The 26,436-nt window shown below is 69.8% G+C and carries 26 protein-coding genes and 1 pseudogene; 13 read left to right on the forward strand and 14 right to left on the reverse strand.

The genetic code is table 11. The features are described 5' to 3' along the window. The first annotated feature begins 46 nt into the window (after positions 1 to 46). Entirely contained in the window at positions 47 to 1,390 is a 1,344-nt protein-coding gene (locus ACZ6MA_RS17410) for a TolB family protein (protein ID WP_469434603.1), read from the forward strand. A 151-nt stretch (positions 1,391 to 1,541) separates the two neighbouring features. On the opposite strand, the gene ACZ6MA_RS17415 is transcribed toward ACZ6MA_RS17410, so the two are convergent. After that, complete coding sequence (locus ACZ6MA_RS17415; protein WP_469434604.1) at positions 1,542 to 2,753, reverse strand: NAD(P)-dependent malic enzyme; 1,212 nt, start codon at positions 2,751 to 2,753, stop codon at positions 1,542 to 1,544. A 581-nt stretch (positions 2,754 to 3,334) separates the two neighbouring features. Here ACZ6MA_RS17415 and ACZ6MA_RS17420 point away from each other — a divergent pair. From ACZ6MA_RS17420 to ACZ6MA_RS17430, 3 genes are all read left to right on the forward strand, one after another. Next, a complete protein-coding gene (locus ACZ6MA_RS17420) occupies positions 3,335 to 4,300 on the forward strand; it encodes an ABC transporter substrate-binding protein (RefSeq protein ID WP_469434606.1) in 966 nt (321 codons plus the stop codon). Positions 4,301 to 4,714: 414 nt separating this feature from the next. Beyond that, a complete protein-coding gene (locus tag ACZ6MA_RS17425) occupies positions 4,715 to 5,599 on the forward strand; it encodes an amino acid ABC transporter permease (RefSeq protein WP_469434711.1) in 885 nt (294 codons plus the stop codon). After that, entirely contained in the window at positions 5,596 to 6,357 is a 762-nt protein-coding gene (locus tag ACZ6MA_RS17430) for an amino acid ABC transporter ATP-binding protein (RefSeq protein ID WP_362218095.1), read from the forward strand. Before ACZ6MA_RS17425 ends, ACZ6MA_RS17430 begins: the two co-directional genes overlap by 4 nt. An 83-nt stretch (positions 6,358 to 6,440) precedes the next feature. Here the strand turns inward: ACZ6MA_RS17430 and ACZ6MA_RS17435 are convergent, their stop codons facing one another. The 4 genes and pseudogenes from ACZ6MA_RS17435 to ACZ6MA_RS17450 form a co-directional block, all read right to left on the reverse strand. Beyond that, positions 6,441 to 6,782 (reverse strand): hypothetical protein, encoded by a 342-nt coding sequence (locus tag ACZ6MA_RS17435; RefSeq protein ID WP_469434608.1) that lies wholly within the window; start codon positions 6,780 to 6,782, stop codon positions 6,441 to 6,443. A 31-nt stretch (positions 6,783 to 6,813) separates the two neighbouring features. Further along, positions 6,814 to 7,170: a hypothetical protein gene (locus ACZ6MA_RS17440; protein ID WP_469434609.1), complete on the reverse strand. Its 357-nt coding sequence runs from the start codon at positions 7,168 to 7,170 to the stop codon at positions 6,814 to 6,816. 31 nt (positions 7,171 to 7,201) lie between these two features. After that, complete coding sequence (locus ACZ6MA_RS17445; protein ID WP_469434610.1) at positions 7,202 to 7,555, reverse strand: hypothetical protein; 354 nt, start codon at positions 7,553 to 7,555, stop codon at positions 7,202 to 7,204. A 142-nt stretch (positions 7,556 to 7,697) separates the two neighbouring features. Beyond that, positions 7,698 to 7,823, reverse strand: a pseudogene (locus ACZ6MA_RS17450) (SAM-dependent methyltransferase); the annotation flags it as partial. A 202-nt stretch (positions 7,824 to 8,025) separates the two neighbouring features. Between ACZ6MA_RS17450 and ACZ6MA_RS17455 the strand changes: the two are divergent. After that, a complete protein-coding gene (locus ACZ6MA_RS17455; protein ID WP_469434611.1) occupies positions 8,026 to 8,676 on the forward strand; it encodes a CGNR zinc finger domain-containing protein in 651 nt (216 codons plus the stop codon). Here ACZ6MA_RS17455 and sodX read toward each other — a convergent pair. Beyond that, on the reverse strand, positions 8,559 to 9,032 hold the full coding sequence (gene sodX, locus ACZ6MA_RS17460) for a nickel-type superoxide dismutase maturation protease (protein ID WP_469434713.1): 474 nt from the start codon (positions 9,030 to 9,032) through the stop codon (positions 8,559 to 8,561). The genes ACZ6MA_RS17455 and sodX overlap by 118 nt on opposite strands. 142 nt (positions 9,033 to 9,174) lie before the next feature. On the opposite strand from sodX, the gene sodN reads away from it, so the two are divergent. Beyond that, entirely contained in the window at positions 9,175 to 9,570 is a 396-nt protein-coding gene (sodN, locus tag ACZ6MA_RS17465; RefSeq protein ID WP_469434613.1) for a superoxide dismutase, Ni, read from the forward strand. 175 nt (positions 9,571 to 9,745) lie between these two features. Here the strand turns inward: sodN and ACZ6MA_RS17470 are convergent, their stop codons facing one another. Continuing rightward, the gene (locus tag ACZ6MA_RS17470) at positions 9,746 to 10,336 is read right to left on the reverse strand and encodes a hypothetical protein (RefSeq protein ID WP_469434614.1); all 591 of its coding nucleotides are present in this window, start codon (positions 10,334 to 10,336) and stop codon (positions 9,746 to 9,748) included. A 241-nt stretch (positions 10,337 to 10,577) separates the two neighbouring features. Here ACZ6MA_RS17470 and ACZ6MA_RS17475 point away from each other — a divergent pair, with 241 nt between their 5' ends. Continuing rightward, positions 10,578 to 11,759 carry a helix-turn-helix domain-containing protein gene (locus ACZ6MA_RS17475; RefSeq protein ID WP_469434615.1) on the forward strand — a complete coding sequence of 394 codons (1,182 nt, stop codon included), beginning with the start codon at positions 10,578 to 10,580 and terminating at the stop codon, positions 11,757 to 11,759. On the opposite strand, the gene ACZ6MA_RS17480 is transcribed toward ACZ6MA_RS17475, so the two are convergent. From ACZ6MA_RS17480 to ACZ6MA_RS17505, 6 genes are all read right to left on the reverse strand, one after another. Further along, entirely contained in the window at positions 11,742 to 12,185 is a 444-nt protein-coding gene (locus ACZ6MA_RS17480) for a TIGR03668 family PPOX class F420-dependent oxidoreductase (protein ID WP_469434616.1), read from the reverse strand. The two genes, ACZ6MA_RS17475 and ACZ6MA_RS17480, sit on opposite strands and share 18 nt — an antisense overlap. Before the next feature lie 241 nt (positions 12,186 to 12,426). After that, the gene (locus ACZ6MA_RS17485) at positions 12,427 to 14,226 is read right to left on the reverse strand and encodes a hydroxysqualene dehydroxylase (RefSeq protein ID WP_469434618.1); all 1,800 of its coding nucleotides are present in this window, start codon (positions 14,224 to 14,226) and stop codon (positions 12,427 to 12,429) included. A 105-nt stretch (positions 14,227 to 14,331) separates the two neighbouring features. Further along, positions 14,332 to 15,552: a beta-ketoacyl-[acyl-carrier-protein] synthase family protein gene (locus tag ACZ6MA_RS17490; RefSeq protein ID WP_469434619.1), complete on the reverse strand. Its 1,221-nt coding sequence runs from the start codon at positions 15,550 to 15,552 to the stop codon at positions 14,332 to 14,334. Continuing rightward, the gene (locus tag ACZ6MA_RS17495) at positions 15,545 to 15,856 is read right to left on the reverse strand and encodes a phosphopantetheine-binding protein (RefSeq protein WP_469434620.1); all 312 of its coding nucleotides are present in this window, start codon (positions 15,854 to 15,856) and stop codon (positions 15,545 to 15,547) included. Before ACZ6MA_RS17495 ends, ACZ6MA_RS17490 begins: the two co-directional genes overlap by 8 nt. Before the next feature lie 97 nt (positions 15,857 to 15,953). Continuing rightward, positions 15,954 to 16,643, reverse strand: a complete 690-nt coding sequence (locus tag ACZ6MA_RS17500; protein ID WP_469434622.1) for a hypothetical protein — start codon at positions 16,641 to 16,643, stop codon at positions 15,954 to 15,956. Between the two features lie 162 nt (positions 16,644 to 16,805). After that, positions 16,806 to 18,998 carry an MMPL family transporter gene (locus tag ACZ6MA_RS17505; protein ID WP_469434624.1) on the reverse strand — a complete coding sequence of 731 codons (2,193 nt, stop codon included), beginning with the start codon at positions 18,996 to 18,998 and terminating at the stop codon, positions 16,806 to 16,808. A 227-nt stretch (positions 18,999 to 19,225) separates the two neighbouring features. On the opposite strand from ACZ6MA_RS17505, the gene ACZ6MA_RS17510 reads away from it, so the two are divergent. From ACZ6MA_RS17510 to ACZ6MA_RS17530, 5 genes are all read left to right on the forward strand, one after another. Then, complete coding sequence (locus tag ACZ6MA_RS17510; protein ID WP_469434625.1) at positions 19,226 to 20,356, forward strand: SDR family oxidoreductase; 1,131 nt, start codon at positions 19,226 to 19,228, stop codon at positions 20,354 to 20,356. After that, entirely contained in the window at positions 20,353 to 21,879 is a 1,527-nt protein-coding gene (locus tag ACZ6MA_RS17515) for a flavin-containing monooxygenase (protein ID WP_469434627.1), read from the forward strand. The genes ACZ6MA_RS17510 and ACZ6MA_RS17515 overlap by 4 nt, the downstream gene beginning before the upstream one ends. Positions 21,880 to 21,894: 15 nt before the next feature. Beyond that, complete coding sequence (locus tag ACZ6MA_RS17520; protein ID WP_469434628.1) at positions 21,895 to 22,962, forward strand: SDR family oxidoreductase; 1,068 nt, start codon at positions 21,895 to 21,897, stop codon at positions 22,960 to 22,962. 148 nt (positions 22,963 to 23,110) lie between these two features. Next, positions 23,111 to 23,806, forward strand: a complete 696-nt coding sequence (locus ACZ6MA_RS17525; protein WP_469434630.1) for a DUF3592 domain-containing protein — start codon at positions 23,111 to 23,113, stop codon at positions 23,804 to 23,806. 188 nt (positions 23,807 to 23,994) lie between these two features. Next, a complete protein-coding gene (locus tag ACZ6MA_RS17530) occupies positions 23,995 to 24,417 on the forward strand; it encodes an ATP-binding protein (RefSeq protein WP_469434631.1) in 423 nt (140 codons plus the stop codon). A gap of 214 nt (positions 24,418 to 24,631) precedes the next feature. Here the strand turns inward: ACZ6MA_RS17530 and ACZ6MA_RS17535 are convergent, their stop codons facing one another. After that, positions 24,632 to 25,504, reverse strand: a complete 873-nt coding sequence (locus ACZ6MA_RS17535) for an RNA polymerase sigma factor SigF (RefSeq protein ID WP_469434632.1) — start codon at positions 25,502 to 25,504, stop codon at positions 24,632 to 24,634. Positions 25,505 to 25,720: 216 nt separating this feature from the next. On the opposite strand from ACZ6MA_RS17535, the gene ACZ6MA_RS17540 reads away from it, so the two are divergent. Continuing rightward, the gene (locus tag ACZ6MA_RS17540; RefSeq protein ID WP_469434634.1) at positions 25,721 to 26,350 is read left to right on the forward strand and encodes an HAD family acid phosphatase; all 630 of its coding nucleotides are present in this window, start codon (positions 25,721 to 25,723) and stop codon (positions 26,348 to 26,350) included. Positions 26,351 to 26,436: the final 86 nt, after the last annotated feature.

Here is a 26,436-nt window from a genome sequence, read left to right on the forward strand (position 1 = left end):
GCCGTCCGCAGCGCCCCGGAAGGAAGCACCCCGGAAGGAGCGGACCATGACGACCCGTCTCAAACGCGCCACCGTGCTGGCGGCGGTCGTGGGGGCCTGGGCCACGGCCGTGCCCCTCGCCCCGGCGGCGGCCACCGGCTCGGCGCACCGGCCGCACACCGAGCGGGTGAGCGTCGCCGCCGACGGCACCCAGGCGGACGAGGAGTCGCTCACCGGTCACGTCAGCGCCGACGGCCGCTTCGCCGTCTTCGAGTCCCGGGCGAGCACCCTGGTACCGGGCACGACACCGGGCAGCCGCCATGTGTACGTCAAGGACCTGCGCCGGGGCGGGATCGAGCTGGTGGACGTCGCCACCGACGGCACCCCGGCCGCGGCCCCGTCCTACAACGCCTCGATCAGCGGGAACGGGCGGTACGTCGTCTTCTCGTCGGAGGCCGCGAACCTCGCCCCGGGCCAGAACCCCCCGGGCGGGCTCGACGTCTTCGTCCGTGACCGCGCGACCGGCCGCACCGAGGTCCTGATCAGGAACGACGCGCGGGCGCGCGCCACCACCTACGACCCGGCCGTGAGCGCCGACGGCCGCTACGTCGCCTTCGCCTCCAGCCGCGCCGACCTGGTCCCCGGCGACACCAACGAGGTGACGGACATCTTCGTCAAGGACCGCCGGAAGAACACCGTCAGGCGGGTCAGCGTCGCCACCGACGGCACCCAGGCGGACGCGTTCTCCACCCAGCCGGTGATCAGCGCGGACGGCAGCCGCGTCGGCTTCAAGAGCGCCGCCCACAACCTGTACCCCGCGCCGGAGCCTCCCGGGCTGCGCCGGCCGCATCCGCGGGCCCGCGCCTTCTACACGCACGACCTGCGGTCGGGGCGCACCCACCTGGCCGCCCACGCGGCGGACGGCGGGACCGTGGCGGTCATCGGTGGCATCGGGCTCAGTCCCGACGGGCGGTACGCGCTGTACTCGTCGGTCTCCTCCGCCATCGTCCCGGGCGACACCAACGGGGCCACGGACGCGTTCCTCAAGGACCTGCGGACGGGCGCCACACGGCGGATCAGTCTCGCCCCCGGCGGCGCCCAGGCCGACGGCGGCTCCCACGACGGCGCGGTCATGAGCGCCGACAACCGGCGGGTGTACTTCATCTCGGCGGCCGGCAATCTGGTCCCGGGGGACACGGGCGGCCAGGACGACCTGTTCGTCCGCGACCTGCTCACCGGCACCGTCGAACGCCTCAATGTGGCCCCCGACGGGGCCGAGGACACCGGGGGCGCGAGCGGCGTCTCGGTCGACCGCACCGGCCGGGCGGTGCTCTTCGGCAGCCGCGGCGACAATCTCGTCCCCGGCGACACGAATCGTCTCCACGACGTGTTCGTACGCCGGTTGAAGTGACCCACCCGCGGGCCGTCTGTACCGCCCGCGGCGGCGGGCGCCCTGCGGGCGCGTCCTCAATCGCCGGACAGGCTGCGTTTGCAGCCCGTCCGGCGATTGAGGACACCGCCGCGCAGCGGAGGTGCGTCCCCGCCAAGCCGCCGGACAGGCACTAGCGGCGGGCTACGCCCTCCGCGCGGGCGGCGGCCGCGACGGCGGCGGTCACGGCGGGGGCGACCCGCTCGTCGAACGGCGACGGGATGACGCAGTCGGCGCTCAGCTCGTCGGCGACCACCGCGGCCAGCGCCTCGGCGGCCGCGAGCTTCATGCCCTCAGTGATCCGCGAGGCGCGGACCTGGAGGGCGCCCGCGAAGATGCCGGGGAAGGCGAGCACGTTGTTGATCTGGTTCGGGTAGTCGCTGCGGCCGGTCGCGACGACGGCCGCGTACTTGTGCGCGACGTCCGGGTGGATCTCCGGGGTCGGGTTGGCCATGGCGAAGACCAGCGCGTTCGGCGCCATCTTCGCGACCGCCTCCTCCGGGACCGTGCCGCCGGAGACGCCGATGAAGACGTCCGCGCCGTCCAGTGCGGACGCGAGCGTCCCGGAGCGGCCCGCCTTGTTGGTGAAGCCCGCGAGTTCCCGCTTGACGTCGGTGAGGTCCGCGCGGTCCTGCGAGACGATGCCCTTGCGGTCGCAGACGGCGACGTCGCCGATGCCCGCCTCCACCAGGATCCTGGCGATGGCGACCCCGGCCGCGCCCGCGCCCGAGATGACGGCGCGCAGCTGGCCGAGCGTACGGTCGGTGACCCGCGCGGCGTTGCGCAGGGCGGCGAGCGTGACGACGGCGGTGCCGTGCTGGTCGTCGTGGAAGACCGGGATGTCCAGCCGCTCCTGGAGCTTGCGCTCGACCTCGAAGCAGCGCGGCGCGGAGATGTCCTCCAGGTTCACGCCGCCGAAGGAGGGCGCGAACCGGACGACGGTCTCGACGATCTCGTCCACCTCCCGGCAGTCGAGCGCGATCGGCACCGCGTCCACGCCGCCGAACTGCTTGAAGAGGATCGCCTTGCCCTCCATCACGGGCAGGGACGCCTCGGGCCCGATGTCACCGAGGCCGAGCACCGCGCTTCCGTCGGTCACGACGGCGACGACCTGGGACTTCCACGTGTAGTCGTGGACGAGTTCGGGACGCTCCGCGATGGCGCTGCACACCTTGGCGACGCCCGGTGTGTAGGCCAGGGACAGATCGTCCTTGTCCCGCACCGGGACGGTCGCCAGAACCGCCATCTTGCCGCCTCGGTGCAGCGCGAAGGCCGGATCGAAGAACTCGTCCTGAGTTCCGTCCGTGCTCTTGTCGCTGCGAGGATTCACGATCTCCGCTGCCACTTTCTTGACCCCTTTGTCGAATTGCAGTCGAGGGTAGCCGCCCCTGGTCGGAGGCGGGTCGGGCATCCCGTCCGTACCGGTCCGGCGGGTGGGCCGCACGGGAGGTCGCGCGGGGGGTGGCCGCGCGGGGGGATACGGACGCCGGGCGTACACACCGTGCACACGCCCTGAGCCCCGGGTGAGGGGTCTGGCTGGCCTTTCTATCAAATGAGCGCTACGGCCGACGAGTGAGATCGGCCGCTGTGTGCCACGGCACGCACATCTCTCGGCGAAAACCGTGTCAACTGGTGCCGGAAGTCCACGGAGTGAGACAAGCGGTGCGTGATGTCCGTCTCACACCGGTCTCCGATCAAAGGGGAACACGGTCATCCACTCGTACGAACGGCCCGGTACCGCACGTCGATCACCCGTTATCCGATTTTGACCTGGCTAGCCCCCCGAACGGTGCAGTCCAGATGGCAAGATGCCCCAACCGCACGAGGTCGCGACACCCGCTGTCGTGTGCTTGTCGATCTCGGCGTCGATCCCTTGTGACCAGCGAGAACATTCGGCTATCCCCTCACCCGCAGGAGGAACCAGCAATGACCGCAAGCTCCATCCATCGCCCGGCTGCCGCCAGGAGTCGTTTGGCCGCCGCCGGCGCGATCGCGGTCGCCGGCGCCCTCCTGCTGACCGGCTGCGGCGATCAGCGGAACAAGACGACCGCCGGTTCCGACCAGAGCGTCAAGGGCTCCGCCGCCCCCCTCTTCTCGAAGCTGCCGAAGAGCATCCAGGACGCCGGGGTCGTGAAGGTCGGCTCGGACATCGCCTATCCGCCGGTCGAATTCAAGAAGGACGGCAAGGTCGTGGGTCTCGACCCCGACATCGCCGCCGCCCTGGGCAAGGAACTCGGGGTGAAGTTCCAGTTCAACAACGGCACCTTCGACTCGCTGCTGATCGGTATGCGCTCCAAGCGCTACGACATCGCGATGTCCGCGATGACCGACTCCAAGGACCGGCAGAACGGTGTCGACTCCAAGACCGGCAAGAAGATCAGTGAGGGCGTCGACTTCGTCGACTACTTCACCGCCGGCGTCTCGATCTACACCAAGAAGGGCGACACCAAGGGCATCGGCTCCTGGGACGACCTCTGCGGCAAGAAGGTCGCGGTCCAGCGCGGCACCGTCTCGGACGACCTGGCCAAGTCCGAGTCCGAGAAGTGCGAGAAGGACGACAAGGACGCCATCAAGATCGAGGCGTTCGACACCGACCTGGAGGCCCAGACCCGGTTGAAGGCCGGTGGCGTCGACGCCGTCTCCAGCGACTTCCCCGTCGCGGCGTACGCGGTGAAGACCTCCGGCGGCGGCAAGGACTTCGAGACGGTCGGTGACCAGGTCGAGGCCGCCCCGTACGGCATCGCCATCTCCAAGGACAACGCGCAGCTGCGGGACGCCATCAAGGCGGCCCTCGAAGCGATCATCAAGAACGGTGCGTACGAGAAGGTCATCAAGACCTGGGGCGTCGAAGCCGGCGCCGTCAAGGAAGCCAAGATCAACGGCGGTTCCTGACCCCTTGCCCTCCCCTCGTACGGCACGTTGAAAGGCCATACCGTGACTGCTTCCTCCGATAAGCCAGAGCCCGACAAGCCGGCTCCGGACACCGCCGCCGCCGAGAGCGGTGCGGACCAGCCCGCCGACAAGGCGGCCGACACGACCGCCGAGAAGGCCGAGAAGGCCAAGGCCGACGGCAAGACGGCCGACAAGCCCGCCGTCGAGGAGCCCGCCGACAAGGCTCCCGAGGAGAAGGACGCCGAGAAGGCTTCCGCCTCCGAGAGCGAGGACGCCGCCGAGAAGCCGTCGCTCGACAAGAAGAGCGGCGACGGCGCGAAGGCCTCGTCCGGCAAGCGGACCGCCGCCGGCACCCCGCCACCCGGCAAGGGCACGGGCACGGCCAAGACGGCCGCCGCCGCGCAGCCGGAGGCCATCAAGGCCATCCCCGTCCGGCACTACGGCCGCTGGGTCTCCGCCGTCCTCGTGCTCGGCCTGCTGGGCCTGCTGATCAACGCCTTCGCCACGGCGAATGTGAACTACAGCGCGATCCCCGACTACCTCTTCGATTCGACGGTCGTCGAGGGCCTCGGCAAGACGGTTCTGATCTCGGTGCTCGCGATGGTGCTCGGCCTCGTGCTCGGCATCCTGCTGGCCGTGATGCGGCTGTCGAAGAACCCGGTGACCTCGTCGGTCTCCTGGGCCTACATCTGGTTCTTCCGGGGCACCCCGGTCTATGTCCAGCTGCTGCTGTGGTTCAACCTCGCGCTGATCTTCCCGTACATCAATCTCGGTTTCATCTACCGGGACGAGATGAGCGACTTCATGACGCCGTTCATGGCGGCGCTGCTCGGCCTGGGGCTCAATGAGGCCGCGTACATGTCGGAGATCGTCCGCGCCGGCATCCAGTCGGTCGACGAGGGCCAGACCGAGGCCTCGCACGCCCTGGGCATGAACCAGGGCAAGACGCTGCGCCGGATCGTGCTGCCGCAGGCGATGCGCGTGATCGTGCCGCCGACCGGCAACGAGTTCATCAACATGCTCAAGACCTCGTCGCTGGCGGCGAGCGCGGCCCAGTACCTGGAACTGCTGCGGTCCACCTCGGACATCGGCCAGACCACCGGTGCCACCGTGGAGATGCTGTTCCTCGCGGCCACCTGGTACCTGATCCTGACCAGCGTCTTCAGCGTCGGCCAGTACTACCTGGAGCGGCATTACGCCCGAGGCTCGCTGCGCACCCTGCCGCTCACCCCGTGGCAGAAGGTCAAGAAGAACCTGTCCACCCTCAGCCACCGCTCCAAGGGAGGCGTCACCGCATGAACGCGATGGTGAAGGCCGAGGGCGTCCACAAGTCCTTCGGCGCCGCGCACATCCTCAAGGGCATCGACCTCGAGGTCGCCCCGCGCGAGGTGTTCTGTCTGATCGGCCCGTCCGGTTCCGGCAAGTCCACCTTCCTGCGGTGCATCAATCACCTGGAGAAGATCAACGCCGGTCGGCTGTCCGTCGACGGCGAGCTGGTCGGCTACCGCCAGAAGGGCGACAAGCTCTACGAGCTCAAGGACAGCGAGGTCGCCCTGAAGCGACGGGACATCGGCATGGTGTTCCAGCGCTTCAACCTCTTCCCCCACATGACCGCGCTGGCCAACGTCATGGAAGCGCCCATGCAGGTCAAGGGCGTGAGCAAGTCGGTGGCCCGCGAGCGGGCGCTGAAGCTGCTGGACCGAGTGGGTCTCGCCGACAAGGCGGGCAACTACCCCTCCCAGCTCTCCGGCGGTCAGCAGCAGCGGGTGGCGATCGCCCGCGCGCTGGCCATGGAGCCGAAGCTGATGCTCTTCGACGAGCCGACCTCCGCGCTCGACCCGGAGCTGGTCGGTGACGTCCTGGACGTCATGCGGGGCCTGGCCGAGGACGGCATGACGATGATCGTCGTGACGCACGAGATGGGCTTCGCCCGCGAGGTCGGCGACGCGCTGGTCTTCATGGACGACGGCGTGGTGGTCGAATCGGGCCACCCGCGTGACGTCCTGACCAATCCGCAGCACGACCGGACGAAGTCGTTCCTGTCGAAGGTCCTCTGACGGGTCCCGGCAGCACACACCAGCGCGGGGGTACGGTCCGGAAAGGCCCGTACCCCCGCGCTGTTCTGCGTCGGGGCCGGAACTCAGTCGGTGTGGATGTGCACCACGGTCTTGCCCACGCCGAAGGACTTCCCCTTGGCGAAGGTGACCTTGGTGCCGTCCTCGAGGATCAGATAACCGGAGTGGTCACCGGCCCAGCCGAATATTGTCGAGGTCACGTCGACGTCCAGATCTCCCGAACCCTTGAAACAGGCCCGCGGCCACAACCCCCCGAATCCCTGGAACTGCAGCTGGCCGGCGCCCGAGGCACACTCGACCGCCGTGAGGGGCGTGGTGGCGGCGTTCGCCGGAGCGGATGCGAGCGCTGCACCCGAAGCTGCGGCGAGCGCCACGGCGGCGAGCTTGGCCGACCTGACGAAACGCATGGGGCCTCCTTCTCTCAATGGTTGGCCGGGCTCAGTCGGTGTGAATGTGCACCGCGTTCTTCGAGCCCGCTTCGGTGGGCCGGAAGTAGGTCCCCTTGGTGAACGACACCTTGCTGCCGTCCGCGAAGACCACGTAGCCGGAGTGGTCACCGGCCCGCATGTAGAACACGTAGTTGATGTTGATGTCCAGGTCTCCGGAGCCCTTGTAACAGCCATAGGGCCACGGCTGGATGAAGCCTTCGAACTGCAGCTGTGTGGTGTTCTCGCGGTCACACGTGACCGACGCCAGCGGCGTCGTGGCGGCGTTCGCGGGAGCGGATGCGAGGACCGCGCCCGAAGCCGCGGCCAGCGCCACGGCGGCGAGCTTGGCCGACCTGACGAAACGCATGGGGCCTCCTTCTCTCAATGGTTGGCCGGGCTCAGTTGGTGTGGATGTGCACGACGGTCTTCCAGTCCCCCGGCGGGGTGATGTGGCCGCCCTTGACGAACGGCACCTTGGTGCCGTCCTCGAGGACCACGTAACCGGAGTGATCGCCGGCTCGGCCGTACATCACATTGCTCACGTTGACGTCCAGGTCACCGGAGCCCTTATAACAACCCAGGGGCCAGGGCATGATGAAGGCTTCGAACTGCAGCTGGGTGGTGTCGGCACGGTTGCACGTGACGGCCTTCAGCGGCGTGGTGGCCGCGTTCGCCGGAGCGGACGCGAGGGCCGCGCCCGAGAGCGCGGCGAGCGCCACGGCGGCGCACTTGGCCGACTTGACGAGACGCACGGAATCTCCTTTTCGCAAAGGTCCCATTTCGCAAAGGCGAAGAACGCGTTCATCGTCTGCGGCCGTTCGCTCGCGCCACCACCCCGCTTGCAGCTAACTGCCATGCACGCGAAGGGGGTTGGCCTCTTCGGTCAGCGGCCTGCTTGAGCGCGAGCACCATCGCGTCGGACGGCGAGCACCACACGGCGCGGGCCTCCGCGACCCCGGCTTCACGCAGGGCCGTCGCGTGCCAGTCGGCGGAGGGCGTCTCGCCGTCGGGGTGCTCGCCATCGCCCGCGGCACCCTCGCCGACGAGCCGCGGCGTTCCAGTCGGTCTCGGGGGCTCAAGGGCTCAGCCATGGTGGTGCCGCCCACGCGCGCGGTCCTGTAATACCCTCGGGGGTCCTCGGGGTCCCGTAATACCCTCGATGGCAAACCGGCCATTACTGATCGACAGCAGCGACCTCAGATCGCCTCCGTAAGGACCACAAGTGGAACTGGCCTATTACTCGGACTACGCCGTGCGGCTGGTCAACAGCGAGGAGCCCACGCGCGGCACCGACGCGCTCACCTCCGTCGAGGCCGTGCGGGAGCTGTTCGGGGCGGGTGCCCAGGGCGCGCGGCGCGCGACCGACAGCGATGTGACCCGGCTGCGGTCGGTACGGGCCCGGCTGCGCGCGGTCTTCGAGGCCGCGTCCGAGGGCGACGAGGTACGGGCGGTGGACCTGCTCAACGCCCTGCTGATGGAGTTCCCGGTCAGTCCACAGGTCTCGGGCCACGAATACCGCGACGAGGACGGCCGCCCCAAGTGGCACATGCACATCGCCGAGCACGCGGTGAACGCCGGCGCGTCGTACACCGCGACCGCCTGCATGGGCCTCGCCGTGCACCTGACGGAATACGGGGTCGATCGTCTCGGCATCTGCCAGGCGAGCCCCTGCCGCAACGCCTACCTCGACACCTCCACCAACCGCTCGCGGCGCTACTGCTCCGACCGCTGCGCCACCCGCGCCAACGTCGCCGCCTACCGCGCCCGCAAGCGCCGTGAGAGCCAGGAGGCCGCGCGCCCGGAGGACGGCTCGGGCGCCAGCGGCCGCACGGCCGAGGCGGCCCAGGACAGCAGCGCGACCGCCGACCGCTGACCCGCCCCGGGCGGCCGCCGCAGCCGCAGCCGGGCCCGGGCCACCACGAAGTCGTCCGGCACGGTGCCGAACTCCCGGCTGTCGTTCTCCACCAGCGGGTTGTCCCCCACCACCCACCACCCGCCGGCCCGCCGCTCCACGGCGCGCTTGACGATCAGCAGGTCCTGCCGGAAGGGGTGCCGCAGCACCACCACGTCACCCGGCCGGACGGGCGCCCCGTACTGGACGAGGATCTGGTCGCCGGGGTTCAGCGTCGGCACCATCGACGGGTTGTAGACCTCGGCCAGCCCCATCCGCAGCAGTCCACGACGCTCGCGCTCCAGCTCCTGACCGCGCTCGTCCACCTGCTCCTGCACCACGGCACCTCCCGGTCCGTTCCGCCACCGGTCCCAGACTGTCACCGGTCTTTTGTCCTAAGCCCCCCGGGGCACCCGAGAAAAGCCTTCCCACACCGAGTAATCTCGCACCTGAGAAGACGATCACGAGGAAGGACAGCACATGCTTTCCCGCCTGTTCGCCCCCAAGGTGAAGGTCAGCGCCCACTGCGACCTCCCCTGCGGCGTGTACGACCCCGCCCAGGCCCGTATCGAGGCCGAGTCGGTCAAGGCAGTCCAGGAGAAGTACCTGGCCAACGAGGACGCGCACTTCCGTGCCCGTGCCACGGTCATCAAGGAGCAGCGCGCGGAGCTGGCCAAGCACCACGTCTCGGTGCTCTGGAGCGACTACTTCAAGCCCCCGCACTTCGAGAAGTACCCCCAGCTCCACCAGCTGGTCAACGACACCCTCAAGGCCCTGAGCACCGCCAAGGCCTCGACGGACCCGAAGACCGGTGAGAAGGCGCTGGAGCTCATCGCGGAGATCGACAGGATCTTCTGGGAGACCAAGAAGGCCTGACGCGGGCCCAGCCCCACCGCTCCGCCCGCACCCGGCCCGTAGGGCTCCCGCCAGGGGGTTCCTACGGGCCGGGTCGGTCGTTTTCAGGCGCGGCCCGACCGTCACGTGAGGGGGATCAGCGTGGCGAATCGGGCGTTGCTCGAGCGGGCGGCCGCAGGCCCGATCACCCGATGCCCTACCCCGGGGGGAAGCGGCTCGCTTGCGCCGCGTCCGCAGCCAGAAGGTTCAGCCGTTCGACCGAATTGGCGACCCGGATGGCACATGTCTTCCAGGTGTGTCCGTTCGGGTGCTCGACGCTGATCATTCCGTTGGGGGCCACGGTCCTCACCCTGCCCATGCCTCCCGTGACGGTGTCCACCACGATGGTTCCGAGCGCGATGTCGAACGTCTCGACTCCCGTGGCGGGCCGCACGGCGTCCGCACCGGCTTCCCGGTCCTTGCCGATTGGTTCGTCCACGGCGAAGGTGACCCTTCCGACTACCGTTCGGGGCGCAATGGGGGTACAGCGACAGCCTTCCGGGCGTTCGTCGTTCGTTTCCGCACCGGGAGCCTGGCGGAGGCGGATATCGATGCCGTGGGCCGTCACCCACGCGGTGGCTGTGCTACTGCCGCCGAGCGGCATATCGAGGCGATGCGAACCTGCCGCATCGAGGTTCCTCTCCGGCGGAACCGGTGCTGTGCGGCCGTGTCGGGGATCCACTTTCGGGGGCCTGGGTTTGAGGATCGCCCTCATCCGGCCGAACCAGCGGAAGATAGGGTCTCGCATGTCGACGCTCCTGTAAGCGTTGGCCACGCCCCGGGGCCGTTAGCGCGGTCGCCGGGGTCTGTCGTTGATTGCGGGAGGACTGGCGCCGGTGCCACGGACGAGCACCCCCGCCCACCTCCTGCCTCAGTCAACTGCGGTGAGCCCGAGTGAACTTGCACGCGGTTTGCACACGACTCCTGCGGAAACGCGAGCAGCCTGCAACCATGGACAGAAGCTGACCTTCACGGGGAAGACGGATCTCATGGGCAATACACAACTGGCCCCCGGTGCGAACGTCGCGGCTCTACGGAAGTCCCGGGGCTGGTCTCAGGCTTATCTGGCTCGAAAAGCCGCCGTTTCGGTCTCGCTGCTCAGCAAGGTCGAGGTGGGGGACCGAGCCCTGACACCCGCAGTGGCAGCGGCCCTGGGCAGGGCGCTGGGGCTGTCCATGGACGAAGTCCTCGGCCGGGCATCTGTGGCACAAGGAGATGAAGCCCGTCTGGCTGCCCTCCGGTCCGCTATCCGGGACTTTGACCTACCGGGTAAACAGCGGGTGGAAGCAGAAGCGATCACCGTGGGCCTCGCGGCAGTCGGCCAGTTCCGGAACGCGGTAGACGTCACACAACTGCTGAAGGTATTGCCCGGCCTGCTCCGGTCTGCCACGACACACGCCTACACGGCGAACACGCCGGAGAGCTGGACGGCGCTGGCTGAGGCGTACAGTGCCGTCTACTGGCTCGCGGCCCGCCATCGATGGATGGACTTGGCCGAGCTGGCCGTGGCGCGACAGCAGTGGGCCGCTGAGCAGAAGCCCAATCCACTCGCCGAGGCGATCGCCGTACGGGACCGGGCGGGAACCTACCTGAACTTCGGCGACTGCGAGACCGGGCTCGTCCTGATCGAAAGGGCGATCGCCAAGGCCCAAGCGTCACTGAGTGGGCAGGAACGGGACGTCGCGGTGGGCATTCTGAACCTCCGGGGCATGACCTTGGCAGGCAGGCTCGACGACAAGCGAGAGGCTGTCAAAGAAGCCGAACGGCATATCCATTCAGCCCAAGCCGCGTCGGAGTACTTCGACCGTGACCTTGGCGTGCACGGCCTCGTGTTCGGGCCCCAGAACACTTTGACGCACCAGCTCGCCACGACCGTCGACTTGGGCAAACCCCAAGAAGCCCTGGCTTTGACGGATAACCTGTCCGCCGCGTTGGACGGGCTTCCCCCGACGCGGGTGGCGCCGACATACATCAACACTGCCAGGGCACAGCTCGACGTGGGGGACAGGGACGGCGCACTGGAAAACCTGGGCATCGCCTGGGAAGCAGCGCCGCAGATGGCCCGTATCCACCCCATGGGGCAGGAAGTGTTCCGGGTACTGGTGTCCCTCCACAGGCGGAGCAACCCGCAGCTTCTCAGGCTGTCGAAGCTGTCAGGGATCACCCTCTAGACCGCGATGTCGTCTGAACGCCCACCCACTCCACGCGCTTACTTCGATCGCGACGATCGGGCCCTGGGGTGGGTGATCGACGTACTGGGCGTACTTCTCCTGAAGCCGCTTGATCGGTGCGCTGCGTTGCGCGGGGTCCGTCCAGATCTCGGCGCGGCCGTCGGCACGGGCCCACCACAGGGCGTCCCAGTCATCGGAGTAGTGGTCGACCAGGACGGAGACCTGGGGGTTCTGCCGGATGTTGCGCAGGCGGCGCAGGTTCTGCGTGCTCTTCGGCTTGTGATCGACGGCGAAGTACAGAACGCTCTGGCCCAACGCGAAGGTGATGGGTACGAGATGAGGCTTGCCCGCCTCGTCGGCGGTGGCCAAGCGGGCGACCTCCGATGTCTCGAAGCGTGCCCGAGCTTGAGCAGGTCCCAGCTTCATGGCCGCACCGTACCCGAGGCCCGGGTGCCGCAGCGGAACGCCGAAGCGGCCCCGGGGCACTCACGTTCGCGGCCCTGCTGCCGCTGGGAGTCGGGGCGGTGGTCACCGCCGTATCGGCACGCGTTTATCTGCTCCAGCAGGCCCATGCGTACGCGGGTAACCGCGATCCACGTCGTGACCTCGGTCAGGGCCAGGTCGGTCGCTCCCGGCGCGGTCCGACCGGCCGCGAGCAGGGGCGGATCTACCGATGAAGGCTTCGCCGTGCCGTTCGGCTCTGGCGACTGCCTCCGGTATCGAGCGTGTGCGGCAGCCCGCGCAGCCACCGGTCACGGTCCTGGACCTTCAGATCCGCGAATTCCGGTGCTTCATAGCCTCGGAAGGTCGGGACCGGCTGCTGGTCGAGGGCGCCCGCCGCGCCCAGCAGAGCGGTGGCGGCGCGCCGCGCGGCCTCGTTCGCGGTCTCCATCGAGGTGTTGTCGACATTGCTGTATGTGCGGACGTAATCGGCGGCGAGGAAGAGGTTGTCGACGGCGGTGGTGACCTCCGGGCGGTGGTCCCAGGAGCCGCTGGAGTTGACGAAGTACGCGTTGCCGTGGCGTGCTCCGTCGCGTGGCTCGCCGGCCATGACCCATGAGTGCACCATGTCGTCGTCCAGGTTTCGTTCGTCGCCCGCGTTCAGGTGGGCCTGCATCTGGGCCCATACCTCACGCTTCACCTCCTCCCGGCTGCAGTCGCGGGCGGGCTTGGCGAAGAGGAGGCCGGGGGTGTCCCATTCGGAGATCACCACGGACAGCGCCTCTTGTGCCCGGCCGTCGCCCCAGGTTCGGGCGAAGGGGGCGCGCCAGAGTTTGGACGGGCTGATGGAGAGCAGCCTCCAGGGGGAGTCGAGGTGCGCGATATGACCGGGGATGAGGGGGGCGGGGCGGCGCAGGTAGAACTGAACCCCGTTGATCCAGGTCTGCTGGAGACGGTCCATGGCGGCCAGGCGCGGATCGAGGGAGCGCAGCGTGGGGTTCCACAGCCGCACCGCGTCCGCGGCGGGGAGTGCGGTGACGAACCAGTCGGCGTCGATACGGACCGTGCTGCCGTCCCGGGCGCGGGCTTTGGCCGCCGTGATCCTCCGGTCGCGTACCTCCAGCTCTTCCACAGTCTGGTGGAAGTGGAAGCGGACGCCGAGGGAGCGCAGATGGGCGGCCCAGGGCTCGAGCCAGACTTCGCTGGTCGGGCCGTCGAAGATGCGGTTGGCGGGGCCGGCGCCGCCGCGGCCCATGACGCGGTAGAAGATCGCTTCGGTGCCCTGGCCGACGGTGCGGGCGCTGACGGTCGCGGGTTTGAACGCGGTGAGGAGCTGGCCTCCGCTGCCGAAGAGCCGCTGGTAGTCAGGGGACATCCGGCCGGCCTGGATGTAGTCCCACCAGTCCATGTGCTCCCACTGGCCGAATCGGCGTTCGGCGCAGCTGGTGAACATCATCGCCAGTCGTGTGGTGATGAAGCGTGCTTCCGCGCGGGGGAAGTGGCCGTGCTGTTCGAGGGCTCCAGCGACGGTGTCGATGAGCCGGGGGATGTCGGCGAGGCTGGTGCCCTGGCCGAGGGGCCCGGATTGGAAGGGCATGTCGGAGCGGTCGCCGGAGCGGGCGAGTTCCGACCAGGAGACGGGGACGAGGCTGTCGAAGACGGTTCCGCCGCCGGGCCGGGGGATGCGGCGCAGGGTGTCGGGCAGGTTGTGGTAAAAGCCGAAGACGCCCCGAGGCGCGTAGTCACAGGGGAGATCGCGACGGCCGTCGGTGCCACTGTGCGGGACGTGGAGGGAGCGGGCATTGCCTCCGGGTTCGGCGCGGCGCTCGTACACGGCCACCTCGAAGCCTCGCTCGGCGAGTTCGTGGGCGGCGGTCAGGCCGCCGACACCCGCGCCGAACACGGCGACCCGGCGGCCGGCCACGCGCGGCGCGCGGGTGGCCGGCCTCGTGGCACCGGCGATCGCGGCTGCGTAGCGAAGTACCCGCCGCCGCGGGATCGGCCGGGCTTCCGACTCTTCGGCCATGTGTACGTCCACTCTCACACCCCTTCCCACCCCGTCGTCTGCCTCAATGAGGAGTCGGCCTCACTGGGGAAAGCGTCATGACGTGTCGAGGCGGCTTCTGTCTCCTCAGGGGGCGGTGAACACCAGCACGGTGTTCTGGCCGCCGAAGCCGAAGGAGTCGGACACGGCCACGTCGAGGGCGGCAGCGCGTGGCCGCCCGGTGACGAGGTTGATTTCTTTGCCCGGCTCCTGCTGGCGGCAGTTGGCCGTCGGGGGAATGGACTGATTTTGCAGGGTGAGGACCGTCAGCGCGGCCTCGATCGCGGCGGAAGCCGCCAGTGCGTGGCCCAGGACGCCTTTCGGCGCGGTGACCGGCGGAAGGTGGTCACCGAACACCTTCAGCAGTGCGAGCGCTTCGGCGGCATCGCCTGCCGGTGTCGACGTGCCGTGGGCGTTGACGTGGCCCACGTCGCCCGGTGCGCAGCCGGCGTCGGCCAGAGCTGCCCGGATGGCGCGTTCGGCTCCGTCGCCCTCGGGATGCGGGGCCAGCGGATGGTGCGCGTCGCTGGTGGACGCACACCCGCGCAGCACGGCCCGGACTTCGGCGCCGCGCCGGAGCGCGTGATCGCGACGCTCCAGGACCAGGACGGCGGCACCCTCCGAAAGAACGAAACCGTCACGGTCACGGTCGAAGGGCCGCGAGGCGGAGCCCGGATCGTCCACCCGGTCGGAGAGGGCCCGGATCTGGGAGAAGCACGTCGCCGTCATCCGGCACCGCCCGCTCTCCGCGCTGCCCGCCAGGACGATGTCGCAAGCCCCTGACAGCAAGAGGTCGCGGGCCACACCGATCGAGGTGGCTCCGCCCGCGCAGGCGCTCGACACGGTGAAGCTCGGCCCGCGGGCCTGTAGATCGAGGGCGATCTCGGCGGCGATCATGTTCGGCAGGCTGCGGGGCATGGCCAGCGGCGAGACCGCTTCGGGCCGGCCCTGTTCCAGCAGAGTGAATTCCCTGCCGTAGGTCAAGAGGCTGTTCGATCCGGCGCCGAGCACGACACCGACCCGGTCCGACGGCCATGCGCCGGTGTCCAGCTTGGCGTCGGTGACGGCCTGACGGGCCGCGACCAGGGCCAAGTGGGCGTTTCTGTCCAGGCGTCGGGCGAGGGGACGGCCCAAGTGGGCGAACGGGTCGAACGCGTCGACGCGGCACGAGATGTCGATCGGCAGACCGGCCAGGCCCGGGTCCTTCTCGGCGAGGCTCTGCCCCGCGCACATGCTCTTCCAGGTGGACGCGTCGTCCGGACCGCCCGGGGTGATGAGGGCCAGCCCCGTGACGGCGACCTCACGCATGTCCCGCCCCGCTGTTCGCTTTGCTCCCGTGCCGGTGTCCCCACGTGCGCGCGTCTCCTCGCGTACGGGGGATGGCCGGGGGCGATGGGGTGCGCGAGACGAACGCGTCCGCCAGCTCCGCGAGGGTCCCCGTCGTGCTGACGGCCTGCAAGGAGGAACCGGTCCTCGTGGCGATGATCACGCCGAGCTCGGCGAGGACCAGCGAATCCAGCTCCAGATCCTGCAAGGTGGCGTCCGGGGAAACCTTGTCGGCGTCCAATCCGAATTCGCCGACCAACACATCGGCAAGCATCTCGTACACCATGCGCTCCTTAGCGAGGCGATCTTCGAAGTCGCCCTCCCGCGGTCGTCGGGAGGGCTGTGGGCCACAGCGAGGCCGGCTGGGAACTCGACGGGGGCGCTCAGTCGAGTACGGAGTTGGTGTCGGGCGTCAGCGCCTTGTCCGACACCACCAGGCTGGAGCCCACCACTTCGGCGGCGGAAAGCGGGGAGGCGGCGGAGCAGGTCCTGTGGGACGGCACGGCGCCCATGGAGACTCTGGCCCCTGCGAACAGGGAACTCTCCGGTGCGAAGGGGGAGCGTCTGACCCACTCACTGGGACCGGCGGTGAACGTGTCGTTCATGAGGGAACGTCCGAGTTCGCGCCCGTTCTGCTCGCTGCCGGAGTACCACGTATAGATCATGGTGCCCTTACCGCCCCCGCTGTTGCACGAGCCCCACCCGTGGCCCTCGATCGTGAGGCGACCCGACTTGATGTCTTTCTGCGACCCGTCCGGGGACGTGCAGTGATGGAGGGTGCCGGCGCCCTTGATACGGATGGCACGCGCCGTGGGGGTGAGGGCCGGGTCGGTGGTGACCTCGCCCTGCCCGCTGCAGACGAGGTGAATTTTCGGCGCGGCCTCCGCAGGGCGCGGACGCGACTTGTCCTGCTGGACCTCTTCCTGCCGCGAACCTTCCGCGGAGTGGGTTCTCGGAGCCGCTTCCCGCGCATCCCCAGGGGTGGTCCCGGTGACGGCCAGGGCGGTCAGAGCGCTGACGGCGATGACCGCACCGGTTCCCAGCGCGTATTTCATGACGAGCTTCCCCGACATGCCCTGCCTCCTCTTGCCGACCTGCGAATGGGCGTATTCCCATGCAGTCGGGGACGATTGGTGCACACAAGATCCCGGGAGGGAAGAGCGGTGCCAGCGTGTTCCGGCAGGAACACCCTATTGCGGGCGTTTAGGGATTATTGGTGCTATATATCGGTGGGCTCAGACCGCCGGACGTGTCCGCCGTCCGCTCGGCACGGAGGGCAGCCACCAGTTGGCTGGGCCGGCCATTGTCATCACCGCCGGGACGAGAATGCCGCGCACCACGGTCGCGTCCACCAGCACGGCCACCGCCAGGCCGATGCCGAACTGCTGCAACAACGCCACTCCGGAAGTGGCCATGGCCAGCATGGGCACCGCGATCGCGCACGCCGCGGCGCTGATCAGCCGGCCGGTGCGGGCGACGCCGGTCACGATCGCCTCCTGATTGGCCGCTCCGGCCAGGTGTTCCTCACGGATGCGGGAGATCAGGAATACCTCGTAGTCGACGCTGAGCGCGAACGCGATGCAGAACGTGACCAGGGGAATGGCGGGGTCCAGTGTTCCCGTGGCCGCGGCTCGCAGCACTCCGGAGAGATGGCCGTTCTGGAAACCGAGGATGAGCAGGCCGCAGGCGGCCCCCAGACTGAGCGCTCCCATCACGACGGCCTTCGCCGGCACCAGGAGGCTGCGGGTGCCGGCGGCGAGCGTCACCAGCGTGACGACGAGCAGCAACAGGCCCGCCGTCGGCAGACGCGCGGCAAGCGCGCCGGTCGTCTGCCGGAAGCGCACGGAATCCCCGGCGAGCCGGGCCGGGCCGTCACCCGGTACCGGGACCCGCTCGACGGCCGTGAGCAGCGCCTGTGCGGCGGCGCTCTCGGGAGCCGCTTCGCCCGTCACGACGACTACGGCGCCCTGGGACCGCTGCGGGGTGCCCGCCGCGCGGAAGGTGTCCGGCACGCCGGACACCTCGATGAGCATCTGATCCAGGTAGACGGAGGCCGGGCTGCGGACCATGACGGTGTTCGGCAACCGGGACAGCTTTCGCGCGTAGGCGTCGAGTGCTCTGGCGTCGCGCTCGCGGTTCAGCCGAGGCAGGACGATCTGGATGTCGCGCTCGGGGTGGAGGGGGAAGTCGCTTCTGACCCGGTCGGCGGTGACGTGGGTGACCGCGTCCGAGGGCAGCGCCCGGTCGTCGAACAGGGCGAAGCGAATACCGAGACACGGCAGGATCATCGCGGCCAGGACCACGCAGCTGGCCCCGCCGATCACCAGCGGATGCCGGGTGACCGCCTGGGCCACCCGTTTCCAGAACGCACTGTGCACACGGCGCCGGCGCCGTGCCGGATTCTCCCGCCCCAGCCGGGGCCCGATCACCGTCAGGAACGCGGGCACCAGCACATGCGCACAGCCCGCGGAGAGCACGGTGACCAGCATCCCGGCCACCGCCATGGACCGCAGGAAATCGAGAGGGAAGACGAACAGCACGCTCAGCGCCGCTGTCGTGGTCGCCGCCGACAGCCACATGGCCCGCCCCGCGGTGTCCAGCATGGTCGTACGCGCCTGGGCGGCGCCGACCCCGCGGCTCACCTGCTCGCGGTAGCGGGTCGTCAGGAAGAGGGCGTAGTCCACGGCGAGTCCGGTTCCCAAAGCGGCGGTGAGGTTGACCGCGAAGACCGACAGCGGCATGAGGTGGGCCAGGCCGTTGAGGACGGCCACGGTGGCCGTGATCGCGCCCGCCGCCACCGCCAGCGGGACGAGCGCGGCGAGTACGGAACCGAAGGCGAATACCAGGAGGGCGAAGACGGCCGGTGCGGCGAGGGCCTCCGCGCGGAAGATGTCGCGCCGTGCCAGCAGCGTTCCCTCGGCGTCGGCCATCGCCGGACCGGTCGCCGTGATCCGCAGCTCCCGCGGCGGCTGCTTCGCGTACCGCTCGACCAGCGCCGTCGCCTCCTTCGAGCGGATGGCGGCATCACCGGCCAGCGCCACGCTGATCAGAGCCGTCCGGCCGTCGCGTGCCCGCAGGAGCGGATTGGCCGCCGTGTCCCAGTAGCTGTGCACCGCCAGCACGGTGGGTTCGGCGCGCAGCCGGGCGGTCAGGGCGATCCCCGCCTCGGCCACGCCGGGCGCGTCGGCGCCACCGCGCCCGGCGACGAGGAAGGTCAGGTGCTGGGTCCCGCCGCCCAGTTCGACCGCCGCTCGGTCCACCTGCTCCGCCACCGAGCCCCGTACCTCGAAACCGCCTTGGATCAGCCGGTCCCACACCCCGGTGCAGGCCACCCCGAGAGCGAGAACGGTGACGGCCGACAAGAGCAGGACCCGGATCGCCCGGCGCCCGATGTCGTCAGCGTGCACGGTGACTGCGGTGATCCTCACGGACACGTAACCTAGCCGCGCCAGTTGACGGCCAGTCGGGTCGCGCTCGCCCGGAATGCGCCACCCGGGTGGTCCTGGGGGCGGGCGTCACCCGACGGCACCAAGCGAGTGCCGGGCCCACGACGCCGGCTGCCATAGTCCCGTGCCATGATCTTCGCCGAACGCCCGACAGCCCGTCCTCCCGGTCCGTCCCGTCGTGCCGCGACGCCGAAACACGTTGCCCGCCGATGATCGTGATGACGGGCGCGACGGGTTTCGTCGGCGCCCACCTGATGGCCGAACTTCTGCGCCACAGCGACGAGCCCGTCACCGTCCTCGTCGGCCACGACCCCGCCACCACCGCCGACCGGCTGGCCACCGCCGTCACCGCCACCGGCACTCAGGTGACCCCGCAGGAGATCGCCGCCCGTGTGCGGCCGGTCCTCATCCAGTTGGACGCCCCGCGCCTCGGCCTCGAACCCACGCTCTTCCAGGAGATCGCCGCGCGGGCCGACCAGATCTGGCACTGCGCGGCGAGCCTCGACGCATACGGTGATCGCACGCGTCTGCACGACATCAACGTCACCGGCACCGCACGCGTTCTCGAACTCGCCGCGCGGACACGGCCGCACACCACCGTCTGCCACATGAGCACCGCCTTCGTGGCCGGCTGCCGCAAGGAAGGCACCGTACGCGAGAACGAACTGAGCGACGCTGCCGGGTTCATGACACCGTACGAGGAGTCCAAGTACCTCGCCGAACGGCTCGTGCACGACTGGTCGGCGCGACAGGGGCGGGCCGTGACGGTCTTCCGGCCCAGCTTGCTCGTGACGGACCGGCCCCACCTGCGGGGCGCACCGGAGCACTGGCAGGCCGTGCTCGCCAAACGGGTGGCACTGCTCTCCCGGCTGGGCCCCCAGGCCATGCGGAGCATGGGGCTCACCTGGCCGGACCACACGACCCGCACCCTGGTCCTGCCCGGGGCGCCCGGGGTCCGCGTCAATGTCCTGCAGGCGGCGTGGGCGGCCCGCGCCATGTGGACCGCGTCATCCTCGCCGCACCGGGCAGGAGCGGTGCGCACCTTGCACGTGACCCACCCCGACGAGATCCCCGTGCGAGACCTGGCACAAGCGGCGGCGCGCGGTCTCGACTGGCTCGACGTGCGCATCGGCACCGAGGCCGGCGATGACGAAGTCATGGCGCCCGCCCAGTTCCTCACCACATTCCTCGGCTATCTGCTACCGCACCTGAACACCACCCGGTCCTATGACACCACCGGTCTGAGGCAGGCCATCGAATCCCTCGGGCCGCCCACCCCCGTGACCGCGGACTACCTGCACCGCGGCATCGGCCCCCTCACCGTGGGAGCCCGCTCATGACACCAGGCACACTGCCCGGTCACAGTGAGGTCGTCGTCATCGGCAGCGGATACTCCGGTATCGGCGCCGCCATCCAGCTGCTGCGCGCCGGCTTCGACGACCTTCTCATCCTCGAAAGTTCCGACCGGCCGGGCGGCGTCTGGCGGGACAACACCTACCCCGGCGCCGCCTGCGACGTACCCAGCCACCTGTACACCTTCTCCTTCGCGCCCAACCCGGAGTGGCGCACCAGCCCGCCGGCCCAGCACGAAGTGCTCGACTACCTCGAGGACTGCACCGACCGCTTCCGGCTCCGGCCGCGCATGCGCCTGGGCTGTGAGGTCACCGCCGCCACCTGGGATCCAGCACACGGCCGTTGGGAAATCGAGACCCGGCGGGGCCGCTGCACCGCGTCCTTTCTCGTGGTCGCCACCGGGTTGCTCGGCGCTCCCCGCGTCCCGGATCTCCCGGGCCTGGACCGGTTTGAAGGCACTGCCTTTCACACCGCCCGCTGGAACCACGAAGTCACCCTGACGGGCAAGCGGGTCGCGGTGATCGGCACCGGCGCGTCGGCGTCCCAGTGCGTTCCCCACCTCCAGCGCCGGGCCGCACACGTGGACATCTACCAGCGCACACCCCCGTGGGTTCTGCCGCGCCTGCAACGCCGAACCACCACCATCGAACGCAGCGTCCTGCGGCGGCTGCCGTTTCTTCAACGCCTGATGCGCTTCGGTCTGTTCTGGACCAGGGAGGCATGGGGCATCGGATTCCGCCCCGAGTTGCGGCGGATGACGGTCCTGCCGCGGAGCGTCGCCCGTCTCCACCGGCGGTTCCAGGTGAAGAACGCGGCGCTGCGCGACCGTACCCGTCCTCACTACGACATCGGCTGCAAGCGGATCGTGCTCGCGAACGACTACTATCCCGCCCTCGCGCAGCCGAACGTCGACGTCGTCACCCAGCCCATCCGGGAGATCACGGCCCATGGCATCACGACGTCGGACGGCACGGAGCACCCGGCCGACGTCATCGTCTTCGGAACCGGTTTCCGCGTCACCGATCCCCCCGTCTCGCACCTCGTCACCGGTGCGGACACGACCACCCTCGCCACGGCCTGGAGCGGCGGCATGGCGGCCTACAACAACGTCACCGTGCCGGGATTCCCCAACCTGTTCCTGCTGCTCGGACCCAACAGCGGCCTCGGGCACACCTCGCAGATCCCCCTCCTGGAGGCGCAGTTGGACTACGTGCTGGCTTGCCTGCGGCACACCAGGGACCACGCCGCGCGGGCCATCGAGGCCTCCCCCGCCGCGCTCGCCCGCTACCGGGACCACGTGCGCACCCACACCGAAGGGACGGTCTGGACCGCGGGATGCGGCAACTGGTACCTCGACGAGCGCACCGGCGAGAACACGGCCGTGTGGCCCCGGTCCGTCCACGCCTACCAGCGGCTGGTGCGCGACTTCCATCCCCGGGACCACGTACTGACGCCCGTCGCACCTCTTGCCCCCGTCCACCGACCCAGCACATCCCCCGTGAACGCCTGAGGACGGACCGAACCGATGCCCCGCCGCACCGTACTGATCACGGGGGCCAGCGGTGCCGTAGGCGCGGCCCTGCTGCCCCTCCTGCGCCGACACCACAACGTCATCGCTCTCACCCATCACACCCGGACCGCGGGCCCCACCGTCGACGGCGATGTCACCCGGCCGCACCTGGGCCTCGACCCGCACACCTACCGGGAACTCGCCGGCCGGGTCGATGCCGTGGTGCACAGTGCCGCCGCCACGGACTTCCGGTCCGACCCCGTCCGCACCAGCCGGGTCAACATCGCCGGCACCGCACACGTCGCCCGCTTCGCGGACCGGGCCCACGCCCGGCTGATCCACCTCTCCAGCGCCTTCACCGCCTGCGCGGCGGCCGCCCGCGACAACATCCGCGCCTATGCCGGTGAACAGGCACAGCCGGTCGCCCACTACATCGAGACCAAGATCGCCGCCGAGCGGTATCTCGCCGACAGCGGTCTCGATGCCGTCGTACTCAGGGCTTCACTCGTCATCGGCGACTCCCGCACCGGTGCGCTCCCCAAAGTGCAGGGACTCTGCGCGGGCTTTCTCTACACCCTCACCGGGCAGGTGCCTTTCGTCCCGCTGGCGGACGACACGGTCTTCGACGTCGTCGCCTCGGACCATGTGGCCGAGGCGGTGCTCGCCTCCATGGACCGTTCCACAACGCCCGGCACCTACTGGCTCACCAGCGGCACCGCGTCGATCACTTGCGGTGAGACCACCCGTCTCATCAACAGGCTGCGGCCCGCGCTCGGCATCACGGGGCTGCCCGCCGCACAGTGCCTCGACCCCGTCGAAGCCGTACGCCGGATCCGGCAGCTGGAAGCCCTGCCCGGCACGGCGAACACGCGCTTTCGACTGAACCACATGCTCCTGAGCGCCACCGCGATCCACGGCGCACCCGGATTCCCCGACGCCGACGTGCCGAACCTGCCCGCGCCCAGCCCGGCCCGGACCGAAGCGGTGCTGCGCGCGACACTCACCCACCTGGCCGCCAGAGCCACCCCCCGGCTCCCCCCAGCCCGCAACCGCCCTGCCCGCACGCTCACGGCCCAGGGGTGAGTCCGGCCGGTCCCGCCCGATCTCGGCGTAGGTCCCAGGGGTGCCCGTGCTTGTCGGACGCGCACTGCGGGCGACAGCGCCTAATAATTCGCACTGAAACGCGCCTCCCGGTTGGATGTGGCCATACATCCATACAACTGGGGGACTCATGTTCGATGTCTTCGCCCTGGCGCTGCCCAGTCTGCTGGCCGTCGGCGGTATCGCGGCGATGATCTGGGCAGTCGTCCGGTTAAGGCGGCTCAGATCCGCCTGGCGCAGCGGGCTCACCGCCGATGCCGTCTGTCTGCGTTCCTACGCGACCACGCGGACCCGGCGCAGCGGCCCGCACCGCAGCAGCTCGACCACGCTGACGCACCTCTACGAGTTCACGACCCCCGAAGGGCGGACGCTGCGCTTCGAGGAGTCGGGCGGGCCGTCGTCGGTCATTCCCGGGGACACCGTCCCCGTGCGCTACCCGGCGGGGCGACCCGACCGGGCGACCGCGATTCCGCCCGGTGACAGGAAGACCCTGGTGGGCACCGGAGTGCTGCTCGCCTCTCTCACCGTCTTCGTCACCGCCTGCGTGGGGTTCGGTGTCTTCTATCTGACCGTCTTCAGCGGTCTCATGGGCAAGGCGGAAGAGGTCATCGAACGTTCCAGGGACGGAGTGAACGCTCCCGCCGAGCCGTCCGGCACTCCCACGGGGCCCGGCGCTCCCTCCCGTCCCGCACCGCCGACCGTGCCCACCGGCCCGCCGGACGACTTCCCCACCGGTCCGCCGAAGGGCTTCCCGACGGGTCCTCCCGACGGCTTCCCCACCGACCTGCCGACCGGGTTCCCGAGCGGGTTCCCCGGCGGGCGGTAGCCGGCGGGAACCGGCCCGTTGTGGCCGGGCGGCCTGCCGGCCTCGGCGGGGTGGCGCGGCCGGTGCGGGCGTGACGTGCGACCGGCTTTCCCGCCCGCGCCCCCTCGCTCGACGGCTCGCGCCGGTGCGCGGTAATGAGCCGCTGATCGCTGGGTAAGCGTCGGAGTGGACCGAGAAGGAGCCGCCAGATGGTTGTCATCGAATCCCCGGAGGGGGACGCCGCAGGAGCCCGCCACGCGACGGCGGAGTTCCTGGCCCGGCACTGCCCGTGGGTCGACATCGACGCCGTCGTGCTCGTCGTCTCCGAGCTGGTCGCCAATGCGATCCGGCACACCGACGGCTGGTGGCGGCTGTGCGTGCGCGCTGCCAGGGGACTGCTCGTGGTGGAGATCGCCGACGCCAGCCCCCGGCCGCCGCAGCCGCGCGCGCCGAGCCTCGCCGGCGACGGCGGGTTCGGCTGGCACATGGTGGAGCGGCTGGCCACCCGGGTGGAGGTGGACGAGCACGCGGAGGGCAAGACGGTGCGGGCCACATGGCTGCGACCCGCACCGTCCATGCCGACGCCGACAGCTCCGTCGGCCACGGCGCTGTCGGCGGGCTCGGTCGGCTGAGCGTCGCGCCTGCCTCTGCCTGAGGGTGTCTGAGTGCTGAGGGCGTCTGTGGGCTTTGAGTCCGCTCCGAGTCCGAGGGTGCCGACCGGACTCCGGCCAGCACTCCGGTCGGCGTCGGCCCCACGTGGCGACACGGAGTGGGCCGGTGCCTGGGCCGGTCGCTCGGCGACCGGCCCGGGCCCTGCCCCGTCGGATCCCATCAACGTCCTCGGTGTTACACCCGCCCCATCAGGCCCGTCCGCAGCTTGGTCAGGATGCGGGCCAGCAGTCGCGATACGTGCATCTGCGAGATGCCCAGCGCGGCACCGATCTCCGACTGCGTCATCTCGCCGCCGAAGCGCATGCGCAGGATCTCCCGGTCGCGCTCGCTCAGTTCGGCGATCAGCGGCTTGAGGGCGTGGACGTTCTCGACGCCCTCCAGGGCGGGGTCCAGCTCGCCGAGCCGGTCGGCGTAGGTGGCGCCGGCCTGTTCGGACCCTTCGTCGACGGGCGCGTCGATCGAGCCGGCGGTGTAGCCGTTGCTGGCGACTATGCCCTCGATGACCTCTTCCTGGGTCAGCCCGAGGTACTCGGCCAGCTCGGCGGCGGTCGGCGCGTGGTCGAGGGTCTGCGAAAGCTCACCGGTGGCCTTGGCCAGGTCGACGCGCAGTTCCTGAAGGCGGCGCGGCACGTGCACGGACCAGCTCGTGTCCCGGAAGTGCCGCTTGATCTCGCCCACGATGTAGGGGACGGCGAAGGTGGTGAACTCCACCTCGCGCGAGAGGTCGAACCGGTCGATGGCCTTGATCAGCCCGATGGTGCCGACCTGGACGATGTCTTCCATCTGGTCGCCACGGCTGCGGAAGCGCGAGGCCGCGAAGCGCACGAGGGAAAGATTGATCTCGATCAGGGTGTTCCGCGCGTACTGGTATTCGTGCGTTCCCTCTTCGAGTTCCTGAAGCCGGTCGAAGAAGACCTTGGAAAGATCGCGGGCGTCGCGCGGGGCCACGGCGGTCGCGTCCTCGATGTACGGCAGCCCCCCGACCGCTTCGTCGGACCGCTGCGTGGCAGCCGTCGAAAGCTCTGTCGCAGATGCCGTGATGGTCACGTCGTCCTCCCCAGGTCCGTGTATTGACGAAGGTCCGCCTACCCGGGCACAACGCGACCATGCCTACTTGTTTCGCCGGAGGCAGAATTAGCGGAATGTGGTGATACCGGACGGAATTGAGGGGCCATCGGGGAGGGATGAGAGAGCGCCCAACTGTTACCCGTCGGTAAGTTCACCTTTCCCTTCCGGTCATCGCCGAACGTGAACATGCCACCCATGACCGCATCGATCCGGGCCCGCCGCGCCGCCGTCACCACCGCACTCGCCCTGGGCGCGACCCTCGCCCCCGCTCAGGCCGCCGTCGCGGCCGACGCCCCGCACGCGCGGACGTCCGGCACCGCCGGGCTCAAGGGCGTCGACTACGACACCTGGCAGCGCGACGTGCGGGCCGTCGTCGATGAGGCGCGCCCCTACCTCGCCGACCGCACGCGCGAGGTGCGCGGCCGGAAGCAGGCCATCGTCCTCGACATCGACAACAGTTCGCTGGAGACCGACTTCCACTGGACGACGTTCCCGACCCCCGCCATCACGTCTGTCCTGGAACTGACCCGCTACGCCCACGAACGTGGCGCGGCCGTCTTCTTCGTCACCGCGCGGCCCGGCATCCTCGAGTCCGCCACCGCCCACAACCTCCGTGCGGTGGGTTACCCGGTCAGTGGTGTGTACGTACGCCATCTTCCGGACCTCTTCCAGGGCGTGAGCACCTACAAGACCGCCAAGCGGGCGGAGATCGAGGCGAAGGGCTACACGATCATCGCCAACATCGGGAACAACACCACCGATCTGGTGGGCGGTCACGCGGAGCGGACCTTCAAGCTGCCGGACTACGACGGCAAACTGTCCTGAGCCCCGCCGGCGCCGGGCCCGGCGGGCGGGTGCGGCGGGCGGGGCCCAGGACGGCACGGGAAGCGCGCCGATCAGTCGGGGCCGGT

The organism is Streptomyces sp. NPDC042259 (assembly GCF_055582085.1).